We start from the raw sequence: 17,441 nt of genomic DNA on the forward strand, positions 1-17,441 counted from the left end.
GCGCCGGCCGCCGTTCGATCGGAGCCGGCGGGAATGTCGACCAACGAAGCGCTGGCGTCGCGCCTGGAAGAAATCGCGGCCCTGCTCGACCTGCTGGGCGAAGACTCCTTCCGCGCCGCCGCCCACACCCGGGCCGCCCGCGCCGTCGCCGACCTCGCCCACGACATCGGCGATCTCGCCCGCGATCGGGCCAACATCACCGCCATCCCGGGGGTGGGCGCCAAGATCGCCGACAAGATCATCGAGTTCTGCACCACCGGCGCGATCGCCGAGCTCGACGCCCTGCGCGCAAGGGTGCCCTCGGGCCTGCTCGCACTGCTCCGCATCCCGGGCCTGGGCCCCAAGACCGTCCGCGTGCTCTGGCAGCAGGGGGGCGTCACGGACGTCGCCTCGCTCGAGCAGTGCATCGAGAGCGGCGCGATCCTCTCGCTGCCCCGCATGGGCGCCAAGGCCGCCGAGAAGATCAAGGCCAACCTTGAGTTCGCCCGCAGCACGCAGCAGCGCCTGTGGCTCGGACGCGCCGCGCGCGTCGCCGACGTGTTCCTCGCGCGCGTGCGCGCCCTGCCCGCGGTCGAGCGTGCGGAAGTCGCCGGCTCCGTCCGGCGTGGCAAGGAAACCATCGGCGACATCGACATCCTGGTCGCGCTCAGGCCCGGGCACGAGCACGCCGCCCTGTCGGTCGCCGAGACGTTCGCGTCCACGCCCGGCGTTGTCGGTGTCATCACCTCTGGCGAGGGGCGTAGTTCGGTGCGCGTCTCGCTCGACGCCGACCACGGGCGCTGGGGGAGCCCCGCCTCCACGGACGCCGACGTCGCCGTCGCCGGCCCGACCATCCAGGTCGATCTCCGCGTGCTCCCGGCCGCGTCCTGGGGAGCCGCCCTCATGTACTTCACGGGCAGCAAGGAGCACAACGTCCGCCTGCGCGAGCGGGCCCTCTCCATGGGCATGACCCTCACCGACTGGGGCCTCTTCCCCGAAGACGATGGGAAAACCCCGCCCCACACCCGGGGCGTGGTGCCCGTTGCAGGCGCCACCGAAGAAGACGTCTACGCGAAGCTCGGCCTGCCCTGGATCCCCCCCGAAGTCCGCGAAGACCGGGGCGAACTCGACCGCCCCAACCTCGACCCGCGCGCCCCCTGGGCCCTCGTCGACGTCTCGCAGATCCGGGCCGAACTCCACGCCCACACCACCGCGTCCGACGGGCGCATGTCGATCGAAGAACTCGCCGCCGAGGCCGCCCGGCGCGGGTTCCACACGATCGCCGTCACCGATCACTCGCAGTCGTCGACGGTGGCGAACGGGCTGCGCCCTGACCGGCTTCGCCGGCACATCGACGCCGTTCGCGAGGCCGCCGCACGCACGAAGGGCATCACCATCCTCGCCGGCAGCGAGGTGGACATCCTGGCCGACGGGGTGCTCGACTACGACGACGAACTGCTCGCGCAGCTCGACGTGGTGGTCGCGAGCCCGCACGCCGCGCTGACGCAGGACCCCGCGACCGCCACCAGGCGCCTGCTCCGCGCCATCGAGCACCCGCTGGTGCACATCCTGGGGCACCCGACGGGGCGGCTCATCAACCGGCGCAAGGGCCTGGAGCCGGCGATGCCCGAGCTCATCGCCGCCGCGAAGCAGCACCGCGTCGCGCTGGAGATCAACGCCCACTGGATGCGCCTGGACCTGCGCGACATCCACGTCCGCGCCGCCGTCGACGCCGGCTGCCTCATCGCGATCGACTGCGACGTCCACGCGCGCGAGGACTACGACAACCTGCCGTACGGCGTCGCCACCGCCCGGCGCGGCTGGTGCACCCCGGACCTGTGCGTCAACACCTGGGACGCGCCCCGCCTGCACGCGTGGCTCAAGAGCAAAGGCCGCGGGTAGGCCGCGAACCCCGCCGCCGCTTCGCCGGTACATTCCACGACATGTGCGCGGTGGTCTCGCTCTACCTGTTCCTCGTTCTTATGGCGTGCGTCGGCACCCGCACGGACGAGCCCCGTTCGGAGATGATCGCCTCCTGCCGCCGGTGCAAGTACGACCTGCAGGGCCTCCCCGACAACGCCGCCTGCCCGGAATGCGGCGTGCCCGACCCCCGGACGCTCTTCCACGCGTCGCGGACGTTTCTCGTCCTCACGTGGTCGCGCCAGCCCCGCCTGCTGCTGCTGTCCGTCGGCGTGATGGTCGCGTACACCGCGTATGGCGAGGCGTTCATCGTCGAACTGCTCGCGGATTCCTACATGCGCATGGGCTTCCTCGAATCCACCGCCCGCAACGCCGTCCGCGTGCGCGACCTCCGGGGCGGTGCGCCCAGCGTGCTCGCCGCCCTCCCGCTCACCGCCGCCGTCGTCCTGTTCCCGTGCACCGCGATGATCCGCGACGCGGTGACGGCCTGGAGAATCGCCCTGACCGCCCTCGCGCTGGGCATTGTCCTGACCGTGTATCTCCCGTGGGGCGTGACGCAGTAACCCCCCCGGCGCGTCCCCCCCGGCCGCCCTTCACGTTGCGCACGCGACGCATCCGATAGCAAGGGCGCAATGCCAGACGAACACGCCGCCAACCGGGCGCCCGCCCACGCCGTACCGTCCTCCGTGAGCCCGCGCCCGCTGGAACTCGCCCGCGACACCCCGCCCCCGTTCGACGTCGCGGGCCGGCGCGTGTACCTCATCGGCGTCGGGGGCTCGGGCATGTCGGGGCTGGCCCGGATGCTCGCCGCCCGCGGCGCGGCGGTGGGGGGCTCGGACCGCGAGCACTCCGACCTCACCGACGCGCTCCGCCGCGCGGGCATCGACGTGCAGATCGAGGGTGAGGGCGCCGCCCTGCCCAACCCGTGCGACCTCGTCATCGCCTCCGCCGCCATCAGGCCCGAGCACCCGCTGTTCGCCGAGGCCGTCCACCGGGGGCTCACCCCCCTGCTCTACGCGCAGGCCCTGGGACGCTGCATGGACGGGCGCACCGGCGTCGCTATCGCCGGCACGCACGGCAAGTCGACGACCACCGCGATGCTCGGCTGCGCCCTGACCGACGCCGGCCTCGACCCCACGGTCATCGTGGGCGCGACGAGCAGCCAGCTCGCCGGGGGGTGCCTCGCCCCGCTCGCCGCCTCGGGGAGCGGGTTCCGCCTGGGCGCACCGACCATCCCCGCCGGACGTCTGCGTGCCGCCCCGGGCATCCTCGTCGCCGAGGCCTGCGAGTACAACCGGTCGTTCCACAACCTCCGCCCCCGCGTCGCCTGCATCTCCAGCGTCGAGGCCGACCACCTCGACTGCTACGGCACGTTCGACGCCGTCATCGCGTCCTTCCGCGAGTTCGCCGCCTCCCTTCCCGACGCGCAGGACGGCGGGCGGCTCATCATCGGGCACGACAACGCCCAGCGCGCCACCGTCACGGGCGGGCTCTCCTGCGAGGTCGAGACCATCGGCTTCTCGCCCGAGGCCGACTGGCACGTGCGCTTCGAGCCCCGCGCGCGGCGCGTCACGCTCCATCACGCCCGGCGCCCCGCGGGCGAGTGGATGAACCTCGTGCCGGGCGCGCACAACGCGTTGAACGCCGCCACCGCCTTCGCCCTGGCCACAGCGCTCGGCGCCGACCCAGCCCGCGTCATGGCCTCCCTCGCCGCCTTCCGCGGCGCTGACCGGCGCATGCAGTTCATGGGCGAGCGCCCCCTGCCGGGCGGCGGCGTCCGCGTCTACGACGACTACGGGCACCACCCCACCGAGGTCGACGTCACCCTGCGCGCCCTCCGCGAGTTCGAGCGTCCCGAGGCCCGCGGCGGGCGCCTCATCTGCGTCTTCCAGCCCCACCAGCACAGCCGCACGCGCCACCTGCTCGACGAGTTCGCCCAGTCCTTCTCGCAGGCCGACGTCGTCATCGTCCCGCCGATCTACTTCGTCCGCGACAGCGAGGCCGAACGCGCGCTCGTCTCCTCGGCCGATCTCGTCACGCGTCTGCGCGCCCGCGACTGCGACGCGACGAGCCTGGAGACCTTCCCCGAGATCGTCGACCACCTCCGCCACGCCTGCGCCCCCGGCGACGTCGTCGTCACCATGGGCGCCGGCCCGGTGTGGAAAATCGCCCGCGACTTCGTCTCCGACCGCCCCGCGTCCGACGCCGTTGCCTAGGCCCCACGTCCCCCGCCCGGTGCCGCATGCCGTCCGCCCCGTCAACGCTGTCGATCCTCCCCGCCCCGATCCCGACGTGGTTCGGCGTGGGCGGGCACGCCGAGCGCCTCGCGCACGCCGCCTCCGCCGATGACGTCCGCCAGTGCCTCGAGCTCGACCCGCGCGCCCGCATCCTGGGCGACGGGGCCAACCTGCTGGTCGACGACGACGGCGTGCCCGAACTGGTCATCGCCACCGCGCACATGGCCCGCGTCGAGTTCCACGCCCCCGACACCTGCCTCGCCCAGGCCGGCGCCGACCTCCCGAAACTCATCCACGAGTGCGTCCGGCGCGGCCTTGCCGGGCTCGAGGGCCTCACGGGCATCCCCGCCACCGTCGGCGGGGCCGTCATCATGAACGCCGGCGGCGCCTTCGGCCAGATCGCCGACGCCGTCCACCGCGTGCACGCGCTCTCCCGCGACGGGCGCCCCCGCACCATCGACCGCGCCGACATCGCGTTCGACTACCGGCACTCGGGCCTCGCCCCGCTCGTCGTCACCGCCGTGGAGTTCCGACTTTCGCCGGGCGATCCCGAGGCCCTGCGCGCCAAGGTCAAGGACGTGATGGCGTACAAGAAGACCAGCCAGCCCCTCGCCGCGCGTTCCGCCGGCTGCTGCTTCAAGAACCCGACCCTCCCGCACGACCTGCGCGACGGCGCGGGCGACATCGGGCAGGCCGGCCGTCGTGTCTCGGCGGGGTTGCTCATCGACCGTGCCGGCCTCAAGGGCCTGCGCCTCCGCGGGGCCGAGGTCAGCACCCGGCACGCGAACTTCCTCACGCCCCTGCCCGGGGGCGCGGCCCGCGACGTCATCGACCTCATGGCCGAGGTCGAACGCCGCGTCTTCGACACGTTCGGCGTCCGCCTCGAGCGCGAGGTCGTCGTCTGGAGCCGCCACGCATGACCCGTGTGCTTGTCCTGGGAGGCGGGCCGGACGCCGAACGCGAGGTCTCGCTCGAATCCTCGCGCTGCGTCGCCGAGGCCCTCGCGAGCCTCCCGGGCCTCACCGTCCATCGCGAGGTCATCGCCCGCCTCACCCTCCCCGAACTGCGCGCCCTGCCCGGCGAGGTCATCTTCCCCGCGCTGCACGGCCCGTTCGGCGAAGGCGGCCCGCTCCAGGACCTCCTCGAACTCGACGCCCGCCCCTTCGTCGGCTGCCGCCCGCACGCCGCCCGCCTCGCGATGGACAAGGTCGCGACCAAGCTCGCCGCCGCCCGCGCGGGCGTGCCGACCGCCGAAGCCCTCATCCTCAACACCGCCGACCCCGCGTGCCCGATGCCGCCGCCCGTCGTGGTGAAGCCGGTGCACGAAGGATCATCGGTGGGCGTGCACATCTGCCGCACGCACGACGATTGGTCGCGCGCCCGCGCCGCGGCCGTGAGCGATCGGGCCGCCCACCCGGCGCGCACCTACATGGTCGAGCGTGCGATCCTCGGCGGGCGCGAGGTCACCGTGGGCGTGCTCGACGGCGCCGCGTTCGCGCCCGTGGAGATCCGCCCCGCCACCGAGTTCTACGACTACCAGGCCAAATACACCCGCGACGACACAACGTACGTCGTCGATCCCGACCTGCCCGCCGGCGTCTCCGCCCGACTGCGCGAGCACGCCGTCACCCTCGCGCGCGCCATCGGCGTGCGTCACCTCTGCCGCGTGGACTTCCTGCTCGACGCCGCGTCGAACCCCTGGCTGCTCGAGGTCAACACCATGCCCGGCTTCACCACGCACTCGCTCCTGCCCATGGGCGCACAGCACGCCGGGCTCTCGTTCGCCGCCCTGTGCCATCGCCTCGTACAGTTCGCCCAGCGAGATCACCCCGCCGCGTGAACGGACTCACGCCCGCCATCGACTCACGGACGACACCTATGGCCCGATCCTCCAAAGCCCCCGCCGACGTCACCCGCTTCGCCTGGCGCGATTTCCTGTCCCACGTCACCGGCGCGTGCGTGCTGCTCATCTGCCTCGCGCTGCTCTGCGGCGTGCTCCTGGGAATCCGCCCGCTCGAGGCCCGCGCCGCGTCGCTCACCCGCTCGCCCCGCCCCACGATCACCATCCACTGGCCGCCGCTGCCCGGCGGGGCGGGCACCTGGCTCCCGCGCGACGAGCAGGAACGCCTCGCGCAGCTCGCGTCCGACGCCGCCGGCGCCGACGAAAACCCGTACGCCCCCGACACGCTCGAACGCATCAGCCGCGCGCTCGCCTCCACCGGCTGGTTCGAGGGCTATCCCTCCGTGCGCCGGGGCTCGCCCGGCTCGATCGGCGTGCGGGGCTCGTGGCGCATCCCCGCGGCGGTCGTCCGTTCGCAGGGCACCGACTTCCTGCTCTCGTGGGACGCCATGCCCCTGCCCCCCGCGTACGACGCCGGCGCGTCCACCCTCCCGGTCATCCACTCGCCCGCAAAGGGCCCGCCCCGCGCGCCCTCGGGCGAACGCATCTTCACCTCGCCCTGGCAAGGGTCCGACGTCGGGGCCGCCCTCGAACTGCTCGGCGCGGTCGGGGGCAAGCCCTGGTCCGCGCAGGTCGCGGGCGTCGACCTGTCCCGCTACACCACCGAGGAAGTCCTCATGCTCGTCACCCGCTCGGGCAACCGCATCGTCTGGGGCGGGCGCCCCAGCGCCCCGCGCTCGGGCGAGGTCAGCACCCGCCAGAAACTCGTTCACCTCGCCCAGCTCCATCACGACTTCAAGCAGATCGACGCCGGGTACCCGCTCATCTACATCAACACAGGGCGCCTCCAGTTCGACACCTCCGCCACCGCGGCCGCCGAATCCGCCGTGAACCCCGCGCCCGTCTCGGCCGTCCCCGCCGTGCCGCCCGCGCCCCGCAGCGTCGTGCCCCCGCGCTAGACCGGGCGATATCCTCGCCCCATGACCGCCCAACCACTGCACGCCCGCCGCGCCGTCATCACCGGCGCATCCGCCGGAATCGGCGAGTCCGTCGCCCGCGCCTGCGCCGCCGCCGGCGCCGCGTGCGTGCTCAACGCCCGGCGCGCCCCGCGCCTGGAAGCACTGGCGCGCGAGCTCGCCCCCGCGCCGTGCCGCACCGCCCCGGGCGACTGCGCCGACGACGCGGTGATCGCCGCAATGCTCGACGCCGCCCGTGACGTCGCGCTCCCACCGCGCGAGGCCGACCTCGTCATCGTCAACGCCGGGCGGGGGCTCAACGGGTCGGTCGTCACCAGCGACCCCGCGCAGTGGGAGGAACTGCTCCGCACCAACATCCTCGGCGCGGGCCGCCTCATCCGCGCCGCCGCCCAGCGCATGCTGCGCGAGATCGGCGAGCGCAGCGGCCCGGGCGTCCTCGACCGCCCCCGCGACATCGTCGTCATCGGCTCGGTCGTCGGGCGGCACGTCTCGCCCTTCTCCTCGATGTACGGCGGCACGAAGTTCGCCGTCCACGCCATGGCCGAGGGCGTCCGGCGTGAAGTTGCCGCCAAGGGCATCCGCGTCACGCTCATCGAGCCCGGCTTCGTCGTGTCGGAGTTCCAGGGCGTCGCCGGCTACGACCCCGCGTGGGTGCAGGGCGTCTTTGACAAGATCGGTCCGCCGCTGACCCCCGACGACGTCGCCCGGGCCGTGCTCTTCGCCGCCAGCCAGCCTCCGGGCGTGCACGTCTCTGACATTCTCATCCGCCCGACGCGCCAGGACTATCCGTGATTGAGCGTGCATGACACAGGCGTCTCGCCGGTGCGTCGTTCATCACTTCAAGTCCACGCACAACCCCGCGGCGCCGCGCCCCGACTTCTCCACAACAGCACCCACATCCGCGTGATTCCCCGCCCGCCGCGCCGCACCCCGCACATGCCGCTTGCCGCCCCGGTAGCGTCCGCATGTCGCCGGGCAGAGTCGCCCGGCACAGCCCGTCCGCCGCGTCTCGAAGGGGGAACTCGATATGCGCTCACGTCCGACCGCCGCTCGTGCTTCTCGTCCGCGTTTCACGCTCCTGGCCTGCGTGCTCGCCGCCCTCGCCGCGCCCGCGGCGTATGCCCAGTCGGGCGTATCGCAGGTCGTGCTTGAGGACGCGACCGCGGCCCCAACCACGCCCACGTGCGAGGCACCCGCCACCTACGCCCTCGCCTCGACCGCGCCGAGTGTCTGGACGCTGTCCGAGTTCGTGCCCGGAGGGGGCACGGCCGCGGTCGGCACTTTCATCGGCATCGACTCCGAGGTCGTCGTCAACAACCTCATCACCGACCACGAAGGGGTGTTGATCGATTGCACCTGGAGCCTCGCCGTGGGCGTGGCGGCGTACGACGGCCAGACCCCTTTCGACGCCGGCATGCTCATCGCGGACGTCGTCATCTACGACCCCGAGGGCACGGTCTGCGAGACCTTCGGCACCGTGCTCCCGCCCGGCGGGGTCGAGGCCGCCATCGAGGCGATCCGCAGCGCCGCCGGGGTCGTGGTCGAGGAACAGCAGGGCGACGAGCAGGCCGTCGGCTCGATGTGCAGCTGCCCGGCGTGTCCGCTGGGGGGGCGGTTCTGGGTGCCGTTCACGGTGATCGGCGTCGGCACCGTTCCGGGCGGGCAGTCCTGCTGCGCCGCGGCCTGCGCCGCCGCCTGCACCTACCTCCACAACGGGATGTCAAAGCACGAGGCCTGGCTCTTGGGTCAGGGCACCTGGGTCGCGTGTATGCTTTGTCAGTGAGGGTGCGGGACGCCCTCCGGGGCGTTCGGCGAAAGGTGTGGCCATGAAGCAACCCCCCGCCCTATGGATCTCGCTCGCGGTCGCCGCCTTGCTCGCGCTCCTGGCGGGTGTCGGCCTCGTCGTGTTCATGGCGATCTCGGGGATGATCCTCCGGACCGAGGTCCGCGACGACTCGCTCGTCGTCATCAACAAGGGCGGGCTCATCCGTCAGGCGCACATCACCGTCACGATCGACAAAGTCGCGTACGAGCTCCCCGCGCGAGACCTGCCCCGCGGCGAGACACGCATCCCATGGAGCGATATCGCCCCCGGCGCACGCGCCAGCCAGTTCGCGGGCTCATCGATCACAGCCAAGCGCCTCGGCGCCCCGCTCACGTGGTACACCGCCGGAAGCACCGGGCTCGCGGAGCGACCGCCCGGCCAGCCCGGCCCGGCGACCCGCGCGCCCGAGTCGCAATAGCCGGCCCCGGGACGTCACGCGGCCTGCCCCGGTCGGGGCAGGCCGCGCCCGTCGCACGTCAGATCGAGCTTTCGATCTGCTTCTTCATGGTCTCGAGCCGCACGCTCGTTTCCATCGCCGTCTTGATGTTCGACGTGTAGAGCATCTTGAGGTCGGCGTACTTCTTCTTGTCCGCGGGCGAGACGAACACCGCGGCGTTCTTGTTCATGTCCGCCAGACCCTTGTTCAGCGCCGCCAGATCTTCCTTGATCGACGCGATGCTCGTCGTCAGCGAGTTCTTGCCGTTGCCCAGCAGGCTCAGGTACTTGCGGTACGCGGCGTAGTCCTCTTCGATCGAGTCCAGCGACTCGAGGTGCGGCTTCACGTTGACCTTGTTCGCGTTGAACGCCTTCTCCGCCGCTGCCAGCAGGTCCGTAGAGGTTGGCATCTCTCTGCTCCGTAATCAGTGCGCCCATTGTGTACTGACCGGCACGGCCCGCCCGCGCCGGCATTCTCGAATCAGCGCTTCAGGGGAACAGCCCGCGGATCTCGTACGCCGCCCGCAGACGCTCCAGCGCCGCCGCGTACGCCGCCGTCCGCAGCCCGCACTTGTACTTCTTGCGCGCCTCGCGCGTCTTCGACGCCGCCTTGATCATGTGCTTGTTGAGCATCGAGTCGACGTGCTCGAGGTCCCACGCCTGGCAGGTCTTGTTCTGGACCCACTCGAAGTACGACACCGTGACGCCGCCCGCGTTGCACAGGATCGCCGGCAGCACCTCGATGCCCCGCTGCTCCAGCACGCGCTCGCCCGCCGGCGTGGTGGGGGCGTTCGCGCCCTCCGCCACCACCTTGCAGTTCAGCAGCTTCGCCTCGGGCTCCTGGATCATCTGCTCCAGCGCCGCCGGCACGAACACGTCGACCTTCGTCGAGTAGAACTCTTCCTTGTCGATCGCCTCCGCGTTGCGGAACCCGGCCACCCCGCCCACCTTCTGGCAGTGCGTCGCCAGCGCGTGCGCGTCCAGCCCGCTCTCGTTCAGGATCGCCCCCGTGTGGTCCATCACCGCGACGATCTTCGCGCCCCGGTCGGCCATGATCTTGCCCGTCCACGAGCCCACGTTGCCGTAGCCCAGGATGCTGACCTTGCACCCCTTGATGTCGATCCCGATCTCGGGCAGCATCTCGGCCAGCGTGTCGACCACGCCCTGCCCCGTCGCCTTCTCGCGCCCCAGGCTCCCGCCGAACTCCACCGGCTTGCCCGTAATGACCGCCTCCGGCTGACGCCCGCCCACCTCGCTCAGGAACGCGTACGTGTCCGCGATCCACGCCATGTGCTGCGAGTTGCTCCCCACGTCCGGCGCGGGGATGTCGTAGTCGGGCCCGATCTGGTGCGAGATCGCCGCCGTGAACCGACGCACGATCCGCTCCATCTCCCCCTTGCTCTGCTTGTACGGATCGACCTTGATGCCGCCCTTGCCACCGCCGAACGGCACGCCCACCAGCGAGCACTTCATCGTCATCAGGAACGCCAGGCTCTTCACGTCGTCCAGGTGCACGTCGTGGTGAAACCGCAGCCCGCCCTTGTACGGCCCGAGCGCGTTGTTGTGCTGCACCCGGTACCCCTTGAACAGCCGGTACTCCCCGTCGTCCATCCGCACCGGGAAGTGCACCATGATCTCGTTCTTCGGCTGCGACAGGATGATCTTCAACTGGTGCGGCAGGTTCATCATGTCCGCCGCCTGCAGCATGCTCCCCACCGTCTGCCGGTACAGGTTGTTCGCGTCGGTCGGCAGCGACAGCTCGTCGAAGATCGGGTGCGAGTACGTGTCCGGCGCCTTCGCCCCGCCCGCTCCCTTCGCCGGCGACTTCGCCGCGCTCTTCGTCACAGTCTTCGGGCTCTTCTTCGACGCGGTCGCGCTGCTCATAAATGGATGGTCCCGGCTGTGGTCGGCGGCGTTGCGCCGCCGACGCGCCCTCTCCGCCCGCCCGCGAGCGCACACTCGCCCGACGAGCCGAACGGGCTCCATCGTACCCGCGCCCTCCACGCGTCGATGCCCGCCGCCCGACCGCGCGCGCGTTTTCCCCGACGCCCCTTCAGCCACCACTCCCCAACCCCTCAATCCCCAGTCCCCAGTCCCCAGTCCCCAGTCCCTAGTGCCTAGTGCCTTCTTCCTCTATCCTCCCCCGTGATCCTCTACCTCGCCGCCGACCTCATCTGGGCCACCCGCATCAAGGGCGTGGCCGACGCGCTGGGCCTACCCGCCCGCCCGGTCCGCACCCTCGACATGCTCGAGGCCCGCCTCGCCGACTCGCGCGTCTCGGCCATCCTCCTCGACCTCGAGAAGCCCGACGAGGCCCTCGCCATGATCGAACGCCTCCGCCGCCCGCCCGCGCCAGGCCCGTCCACCGCCGCACCTCCGGCTCCGGAAGCCACGGCTCCCGCCCCGGCGGCGCCCGCAACGCCCGATCCCCGGCGCGTCCGCATCCTCGCCTGGGCCCCTCACGTCGAGCGCGACCTCATGCAGCGCGCCCGCGACGCCGGCGCCGACGACGTCCTCACCCGCGGCTCGTTCGACCGCAACCTCGAAGACATCCTCCTCCGCCTCGCCTCGCGCACCTAGGCGCTTCCGGCGGCGATGACTTCGACCTGCCGCGGCATTTTCTCTGGTGCGGCGAGGCTTTCGTGTCATGCTCTCCGAGTCCTGCCGGAGATCGACGATGCGAACACCCGCCGAATCGTGGTTCTCGGTCCTCTCGCTGTGCGCGGCCTTTGCCCTGGCCGCTGTGCTCACCCCAGCCCCCGCACTCGCCCAGCCGGGCTGGGTCGATCCGGTGTCGGGCCAACAGTTCGTCCGCATCACGCACCCGGGCAACGCGGCGTACAGCGGCTTTGACCCCTTCGGCTACACCACCGGGCGCGGCTCGGTCGGGTACGAATACAACATCGCCCGGATGGAAGTCACCACCGGCCAGTGGCTGGAGTTCTTCAACACGTTCATGACGCGCGCGCAGCCCGTGCCGTGGCTGTGGGAGCCGGGCAACTGGGGCGCGCAGGTCGACCCGGACTACCAGGGCCCGGGCACGCGCTACCGCCTGCGGAACATCGCCGACGCGGCGGGCATCGGGGCCCACGCCGTGTCGTGGCGGACCGCCGCGATGTACTGCAACTGGCTGCATAACAACAAGTCCACCGACCTCGCGGCGATCCAGAACGGCGCATACGACACCTCAACGTTCGTGAACCTCGGCAACGGCCAGTGGACCGACCAGGTGACGCGGAGCGAGGGCGCACGCTACTGGATCCCGAGCCTCGACGAGTGGCTGAAGGCCGCCCACTGGGATCCCAATAATCTAAACAACAACGGCTGGTGGACGTACAGCAACGGGAGCGAGACGCCGCTGACCTACGGCCCGCCGCCCGCGTTCGGGGGCGACGGCACCGGCCAGGCCAACAGCGGGTTCACGCTGCCCGGCTTCCGGCATTATGACATCCCGCTGGGCAGTTACCCCGACACGCCGTCAGTCTGGGGCCTGCTCGACATCGCAGGCGGTGGGAGTGAGTGGACGGAGGGGGTGCTGATGACCCAACCACCGTTCGGTAATTACCGGATCAATGAAGGTTCTCGCGCAGGCGGCACTGGCGGAGGGGACTCGGTGTACGGGATTGGAGGCGGACAATACCCGTACAGCACGGCAGGCGATTTTAATCTTCGCTTAGCATCCAGTTTGCCGCATCCTGGTACATTATAGGTCCCGTTGATTGTGCTGGTGACCGGACGGTACCGAAGAACGCGTCGATGCGACACAAGAGTTCGGGGTACTTGACGGCGCTCGAGACCGTTGTTGCAGGCGGTGACTGCCCGTAGCACGACGGGCGGACGCCGGGACCCGCCCTTTGAGCGTCCCCGGGCCCGTCGCGCCTACCATCCCGGCTCCGGGAAGGTGGATCCCGGGCCGTGTTCCCCGCGTTCGCGGGGGCGGCTATTCAAGGACGACCAACTCGCCCCTCACCGGGCAGGGCCCGCACCGTGCGTGGCCCGGAAGTCGGTCCCCTCGCTTCCACCGCGGGCGGCCCGCTTCTCGCGGCGTTCCACGCCGCCACTCAAGGACCACACATGATCGACGAGACCCTGATCGCCTCCCTCGGGCTGGCCGACGACGAAGCCTCCGCGATGCTCCGCGAAGCCATGGGCGCCAAGGCCGCCCAGGGCGACGAGTACATGGATTCACTGGTCGGCACGCAGATGGCCGACCTGGCTCCCGGCAAGCTCGTGCGTGGCAAGATCATCGGCTTCGCCGGCGACGACGCCGTGGTCGAGGTCGGGCTCAAGAGCGAAGGCCTGATCCCGCGTGAGGAGTTCGAGGGGGCCGACATCAAGGTCGGCGACATGGTCGACGTCCTGCTCGAAGACCTCGAGGGCGAGAGCGGGCTGATCCAGCTCTCCAAGCGCCGCGCGGACCGCATGATGGCCTGGCAGCGGATCGTCGACACCAGCAAGGAAGGCGACGTCGTCGAGGGCACCGTCACCAAGAAGATCAAGGGCGGGCTGCTCGTCGACATCGGGGTGCCGGTCTTCCTGCCGGCGAGCCAGGTCGACATCCGCCGCCCCGGCGAGGTCGGCGACTTCATCGGGCGCAAGGTCCGCGCCGAGATCCTCAAGATCGATCTCGAACGCAAGAACATCGTCATCTCGCGGCGCAAGCTCATCGAGACCGAGCGCGACCAGGCCAAGAAGCGCCTCATGGACACGCTCAAGGAAGGCGACATCGTGGTGGGCGAGGTCAAGAACATCGCCGACTTCGGCGCGTTCGTCGACCTCGGGGGCATCGACGGCCTGCTGCACATCACCGACATGTCCTGGAGCCGCATCAACCACCCGAGCGAACTGCTCAAGATGGGCCAGAAGATCGAGGTCAAGGTCCTCAACATCGACCGCGAGAAGGACAAGATCGCCCTGGGCCTCAAGCAGAAGGAAGCCAGCCCCTGGGAGGAGATCGAGAAGAAGTACCCCGTCGGCTCGCGCATCCGCGGCGCGGTCGTCAACATCATGTCCTACGGCGCCTTCGTCCGCCTCGAGGACGGCATCGAGGGCCTCGTCCACATCTCCGAGATGTCCTGGACCCGGCGCGTCAACCACCCCAGCGAGGTCGTGCAGCCCGAGCAGGAGGTCGATGTCGTCGTCCTCGAGATCAACAAGGAGAAGCAGGAAATCTCCCTCGGCATGAAGCAGACCGAGGTCAACCCCTGGGAGCTCGTCGGCGAGAAGTACCCCCCGGGCACCATGATCGAGGGCAAGGTCCGCAACCTCGCCAACTACGGCGCCTTCGTCGAGATCGAGCCGGGCATCGACGGCCTGCTCCACATCTCCGACATGTCCTGGACCAAGAAGGTCACCCACCCCAACGAGCTCATCAAGAAGGGCGACGTCGTCCGCTGCGTCGTCCTCGAGGTCGAGAAGGACAAGCAGCGCATCAGCCTCGGCATCAAGCAGCTCACCGAAGACCCGTGGATCAACGCCATCCCCGAGCACTACAAGCCCGGCATGGTCGTCCGCGGCAAGGTCACCAAGATCACCAACTTCGGCGTCTTCGTCGAGCTCGAGTCCGACCTCGAAGGCCTCCTCCACATCAGCGAGCTCGCCGACCACAAGGTCGAGAACCCGCAGGACGTGGTCAAGGCCGGCGATGAGATCGACGTCAAGATCCTCCGCGTCGACCGCCAGGACCGCAAGATCGGCCTCTCCCTCAAGCGCGCCCAGTGGGGCGACACCACCGGCGGACGCCCCGCCGGCGGGCCCGCCGACGACGATCGCCCCCGCGGGAAGCGCGGCGGCGATTCCCCCACCCGAGGCGGCATGGACGCCCACGACGCCATGGGCACCGACAAGATCCGGTTCCAGTAACCGCGATCACCGACCCCGCGCCCCAACGACGCGTAGGCGCCCGCCGTCCGGCTCATGCCGGGCGGCGGACGCTCGTGGTCGTACAGTCTCTCCCGTCCACCTCGTCGCTTTCTAGCACAGGGCCAGGAAGCTGAGCAGGCACAGGATCGCGACGCGCTTCTGGGAATCGTTCATGGCGAGGATAAGGTGCATGGCGTTCCTCTCTCTGGTTGTCCGCTGCCGGGAAGAGCAACAACCAGTATGCCAGTCGCCCCGCGGGCACGCCAGCCCCCGCCACGCGCGCATAAACGCGGTTACACACCCGTTCTCGGACGGCGCGCCCCGCCGCCCGGTCGCCCTGTGGCGTCGCGGCATCATCGCGTGTTTCGCCGGCGCGGCGTCGGTCTTCGCGCACGCCCCGCACGCCCTCGCGCAGCCGGCCCTGCCCAGCCTCGAAGCGCCCGGCGCCGACGCTTCGATCGCCGCGTTCAACGCCGTCCGCGCGCGCCTCGTCGACGCCGCGCCGGGCGATGACGACGCCGCGCCGGGCGATGATGCCGGCGCGCTCCCGCTGCCCGACGTCGCGCACGGCGCGAACGTCGTGCTCCGCCTCGACGGGCGCATCATCGCGCGCGGGCAGGCGTTCGGCGTTGGATCGCTGCAGCGCGCGGTCGAAGCCGCCGCGGTCGACCTCGACCGCCAACTCCCCCCGGGCGTCGATGTCGCTTCCCAGGCCGAACGCGCCAAGGAACTCGCCCGCGCCGGGCTGAGTCTCGAACTCGCCGGCCCCCCGATCCCCGTGCGCGTCGGCACGTTCGCCGAGGCCGACGTCTCGCTGCAGCCGGGGCTCGACGGCGTGGGCGTGCGCCGGGGCGAGCGCGTCGAGGTCGTCTTCCCCGCGACGGGCATGGTCTTCGGACGCCTCCCGGGCGACATGCTCTCCTCGGCGATCGCGGAACTGCTCGGCGACGCCACCGCGCCGCTGCGCAACACGCCCTCGGGCGAACTCGGCCCGCTCGCGGAGGCGAAGGGGCTCGAGGTCTTCCGGTTCCGCGTCACGCACCTGGTGCAGCACGCCGGGGGCGACACGCCCGGGTTCATGCACCGGGGGGCGCGTCTGTCCAGGCCCGTGTCGCTGGTCGAGATGCGTTCCCTCGAACGCTCGCTCGCCGAGCACCTCGCCGGGCGACTCCGCCGCGTGGGGGCGCGCGAGGTGCTCATCGGCACGCACCACGCCGGCACCGGGCGCGACCAGCCCGAGATCGCCACGCGGACCGACCAGGCCGTCGCGTGCCTCGCGCTCGTGGCGCACGCGCGGGGCGCGCCCCCGGTCGAGGCGCTGCCCAGCATCGCCGTGGCACGCGACGTGCTGCGCTCGCTCGCCCACGAATGGAAGGGCGATGAGGCGCTCGGCGAAGGGCCTCTGTGGGATGATCCCGGCGCGTGCGCCGCGTGGCTGCTCGCGGCCCGGGCGCTCATCGACGTGCCCGGCGAAGCCGCGCCCGCCGACCCTGACGAGATCGAACGCATCGACGGCGCGGTCGTCCGCGCCTTCGCGCCCGACACCGGCTGGGCGCCGGGCGTCGCGGAACAGTCGCGCGGGCTCATCGCGTGCGCGCTCGCGTCCCGGGCCGCCGACGCCCGAAACGACGACGCCCCCGCGGCACGCGCCCTCGCCAACGCCGCCGTGCGCTCGCTCTTCCGCGAGACGCAGGCCCAGCGCTGGGTCGTGCACATGCCGTGGCTCGCGCGCGCTGAGCTGCTGCTCGCGGGCGACGCGCCGCAGGTGCCCGCGGCGAGCGCGCTCCGCGAGTTTCGCGACCTTGTGTGGTCGCACCAGCTCCGCAACATCGCCGACCCCGACAACGCCGACTTCGAGGGCGGCGTCGTCTTCACCGGTTCGGGCAACCCGTACCCGACCTGGCAGAGCGCCGGCGCCCTTGCCTCTGCCGCCGTCATCGCCGGGGATGCGCGCCTCGTGGACGATCGCGAGGAAATGGCCCAGGTCCTGCGCCTCGCCGCGGGCGTGCGGTTCCTCCGGCGGCTGGTGATCGACGCCGACGGCGCCTGGCTCGCGGCCGACCGGCGCCGCGCGCTCGGGGGCGTCCGCGTCGCGCCGTGGGACCCGCGCCTGCCGCTGGACGCGACGTCGATGGCGCTGCTCGCCACGAGCAACGCACGCGGCGCGATCGAGGCGATCGGGGCGCGCCGGGCGGCCCGGGCACAAGCCGCCCCGAAAGCGCCGTAACCGGTTGAATCGCCGCGATTTGGGCCTGTCGGCTGGGGGCCCGACGGGTGGGCGAAAGGCCGACGTTCGTCCTATGATT

General features: G+C 71.3%; 15 protein-coding genes. 13 read left to right on the forward strand and 2 right to left on the reverse strand.

Features of this window, described 5'->3' with window-relative positions:
- Positions 1-33: 33 nt before the first annotated feature.
- The 9 genes from polX to SFY69_04595 all read left to right on the forward strand — a co-directional run bounded on the left by polX (position 34) and on the right by SFY69_04595 (position 9,256).
- A complete protein-coding gene (gene polX / locus SFY69_04555; GenBank protein MDX2131304.1) occupies positions 34-1,881 on the forward strand; it encodes a DNA polymerase/3'-5' exonuclease PolX in 1,848 nt (615 codons plus the stop codon).
- Between the two features lie 41 nt (positions 1,882-1,922).
- Complete coding sequence (locus SFY69_04560) at positions 1,923-2,462, forward strand: hypothetical protein (GenBank protein ID MDX2131305.1); 540 nt, start codon at positions 1,923-1,925, stop codon at positions 2,460-2,462.
- Between the two features lie 123 nt (positions 2,463-2,585).
- Positions 2,586-4,115, forward strand: a complete 1,530-nt coding sequence (locus tag SFY69_04565) for a cyanophycin synthetase (GenBank protein ID MDX2131306.1) — start codon at positions 2,586-2,588, stop codon at positions 4,113-4,115.
- Between the two features lie 26 nt (positions 4,116-4,141).
- Positions 4,142-5,056 (forward strand): UDP-N-acetylmuramate dehydrogenase, encoded by a 915-nt coding sequence (gene murB, locus SFY69_04570; GenBank protein MDX2131307.1) that lies wholly within the window; start codon positions 4,142-4,144, stop codon positions 5,054-5,056.
- The gene (locus SFY69_04575; protein ID MDX2131308.1) at positions 5,053-5,976 is read left to right on the forward strand and encodes a D-alanine--D-alanine ligase; all 924 of its coding nucleotides are present in this window, start codon (positions 5,053-5,055) and stop codon (positions 5,974-5,976) included. The genes murB and SFY69_04575 overlap by 4 nt, the downstream gene beginning before the upstream one ends.
- Positions 5,977-6,014: 38 nt before the next feature.
- Entirely contained in the window at positions 6,015-6,995 is a 981-nt protein-coding gene (locus tag SFY69_04580) for a hypothetical protein (protein ID MDX2131309.1), read from the forward strand.
- A gap of 21 nt (positions 6,996-7,016) precedes the next feature.
- On the forward strand, positions 7,017-7,805 hold the full coding sequence (locus SFY69_04585; GenBank protein MDX2131310.1) for an SDR family NAD(P)-dependent oxidoreductase: 789 nt from the start codon (positions 7,017-7,019) through the stop codon (positions 7,803-7,805).
- 295 nt (positions 7,806-8,100) lie between these two features.
- Positions 8,101-8,796, forward strand: a complete 696-nt coding sequence (locus tag SFY69_04590; GenBank protein ID MDX2131311.1) for a hypothetical protein — start codon at positions 8,101-8,103, stop codon at positions 8,794-8,796.
- 43 nt (positions 8,797-8,839) lie between these two features.
- Positions 8,840-9,256: a hypothetical protein gene (locus SFY69_04595; GenBank protein ID MDX2131312.1), complete on the forward strand. Its 417-nt coding sequence runs from the start codon at positions 8,840-8,842 to the stop codon at positions 9,254-9,256.
- 58 nt (positions 9,257-9,314) lie between these two features.
- Here SFY69_04595 and SFY69_04600 read toward each other — a convergent pair whose 3' ends face one another.
- Positions 9,315-9,683 carry a hypothetical protein gene (locus tag SFY69_04600; protein ID MDX2131313.1) on the reverse strand — a complete coding sequence of 123 codons (369 nt, stop codon included), beginning with the start codon at positions 9,681-9,683 and terminating at the stop codon, positions 9,315-9,317.
- Between the two features lie 79 nt (positions 9,684-9,762).
- The gene (locus SFY69_04605) at positions 9,763-11,157 is read right to left on the reverse strand and encodes a Glu/Leu/Phe/Val dehydrogenase (protein ID MDX2131314.1); all 1,395 of its coding nucleotides are present in this window, start codon (positions 11,155-11,157) and stop codon (positions 9,763-9,765) included.
- A gap of 261 nt (positions 11,158-11,418) precedes the next feature.
- On the opposite strand from SFY69_04605, the gene SFY69_04610 reads away from it, so the two are divergent.
- From SFY69_04610 to SFY69_04625, 4 genes are all read left to right on the forward strand, one after another.
- Positions 11,419-11,853, forward strand: a complete 435-nt coding sequence (locus SFY69_04610; GenBank protein MDX2131315.1) for a hypothetical protein — start codon at positions 11,419-11,421, stop codon at positions 11,851-11,853.
- A 97-nt stretch (positions 11,854-11,950) separates the two neighbouring features.
- Entirely contained in the window at positions 11,951-12,982 is a 1,032-nt protein-coding gene (locus SFY69_04615) for an SUMF1/EgtB/PvdO family nonheme iron enzyme (GenBank protein ID MDX2131316.1), read from the forward strand.
- A gap of 365 nt (positions 12,983-13,347) precedes the next feature.
- On the forward strand, positions 13,348-15,135 hold the full coding sequence (locus tag SFY69_04620; GenBank protein ID MDX2131317.1) for a 30S ribosomal protein S1: 1,788 nt from the start codon (positions 13,348-13,350) through the stop codon (positions 15,133-15,135).
- 190 nt (positions 15,136-15,325) lie between these two features.
- On the forward strand, positions 15,326-17,362 hold the full coding sequence (locus tag SFY69_04625; protein MDX2131318.1) for a hypothetical protein: 2,037 nt from the start codon (positions 15,326-15,328) through the stop codon (positions 17,360-17,362).
- The last annotated feature ends 79 nt before the right edge of the window (positions 17,363-17,441 follow it).

The organism is Planctomycetota bacterium (assembly GCA_033763975.1).
Classification (GTDB): domain Bacteria; phylum Planctomycetota; class Phycisphaerae; order Phycisphaerales; family UBA1924; genus RI-211.

What these genes read in the sequence shown, in the direction of transcription:
- polX (MDX2131304.1), top strand. Translation starts at nt 34, where the DNA reads ATGTCGACCAACGAAGCGCTGGCGTCGCGCCTGGAAGAAATCGCGGCC.
- SFY69_04560 (MDX2131305.1), top strand. Translation starts at nt 1,923, where the DNA reads ATGTGCGCGGTGGTCTCGCTCTACCTGTTCCTCGTTCTTATGGCGTGC.
- murB (MDX2131307.1), top strand. Translation starts at nt 4,142, where the DNA reads ATGCCGTCCGCCCCGTCAACGCTGTCGATCCTCCCCGCCCCGATCCCG.
- SFY69_04575 (MDX2131308.1), top strand. Translation starts at nt 5,053, where the DNA reads ATGACCCGTGTGCTTGTCCTGGGAGGCGGGCCGGACGCCGAACGCGAG.
- SFY69_04580 (MDX2131309.1), top strand. Translation starts at nt 6,015, where the DNA reads ATGGCCCGATCCTCCAAAGCCCCCGCCGACGTCACCCGCTTCGCCTGG.
- SFY69_04585 (MDX2131310.1), top strand. Translation starts at nt 7,017, where the DNA reads ATGACCGCCCAACCACTGCACGCCCGCCGCGCCGTCATCACCGGCGCA.
- SFY69_04595 (MDX2131312.1), top strand. Translation starts at nt 8,840, where the DNA reads ATGAAGCAACCCCCCGCCCTATGGATCTCGCTCGCGGTCGCCGCCTTG.
- SFY69_04600 (MDX2131313.1), bottom strand. Translation starts at nt 9,683, where the DNA reads ATGCCAACCTCTACGGACCTGCTGGCAGCGGCGGAGAAGGCGTTCAAC.
- SFY69_04605 (MDX2131314.1), bottom strand. Translation starts at nt 11,157, where the DNA reads ATGAGCAGCGCGACCGCGTCGAAGAAGAGCCCGAAGACTGTGACGAAG.
- SFY69_04615 (MDX2131316.1), top strand. Translation starts at nt 11,951, where the DNA reads ATGCGAACACCCGCCGAATCGTGGTTCTCGGTCCTCTCGCTGTGCGCG.
- SFY69_04620 (MDX2131317.1), top strand. Translation starts at nt 13,348, where the DNA reads ATGATCGACGAGACCCTGATCGCCTCCCTCGGGCTGGCCGACGACGAA.
- SFY69_04625 (MDX2131318.1), top strand. Translation starts at nt 15,326, where the DNA reads ATGGCGTTCCTCTCTCTGGTTGTCCGCTGCCGGGAAGAGCAACAACCA.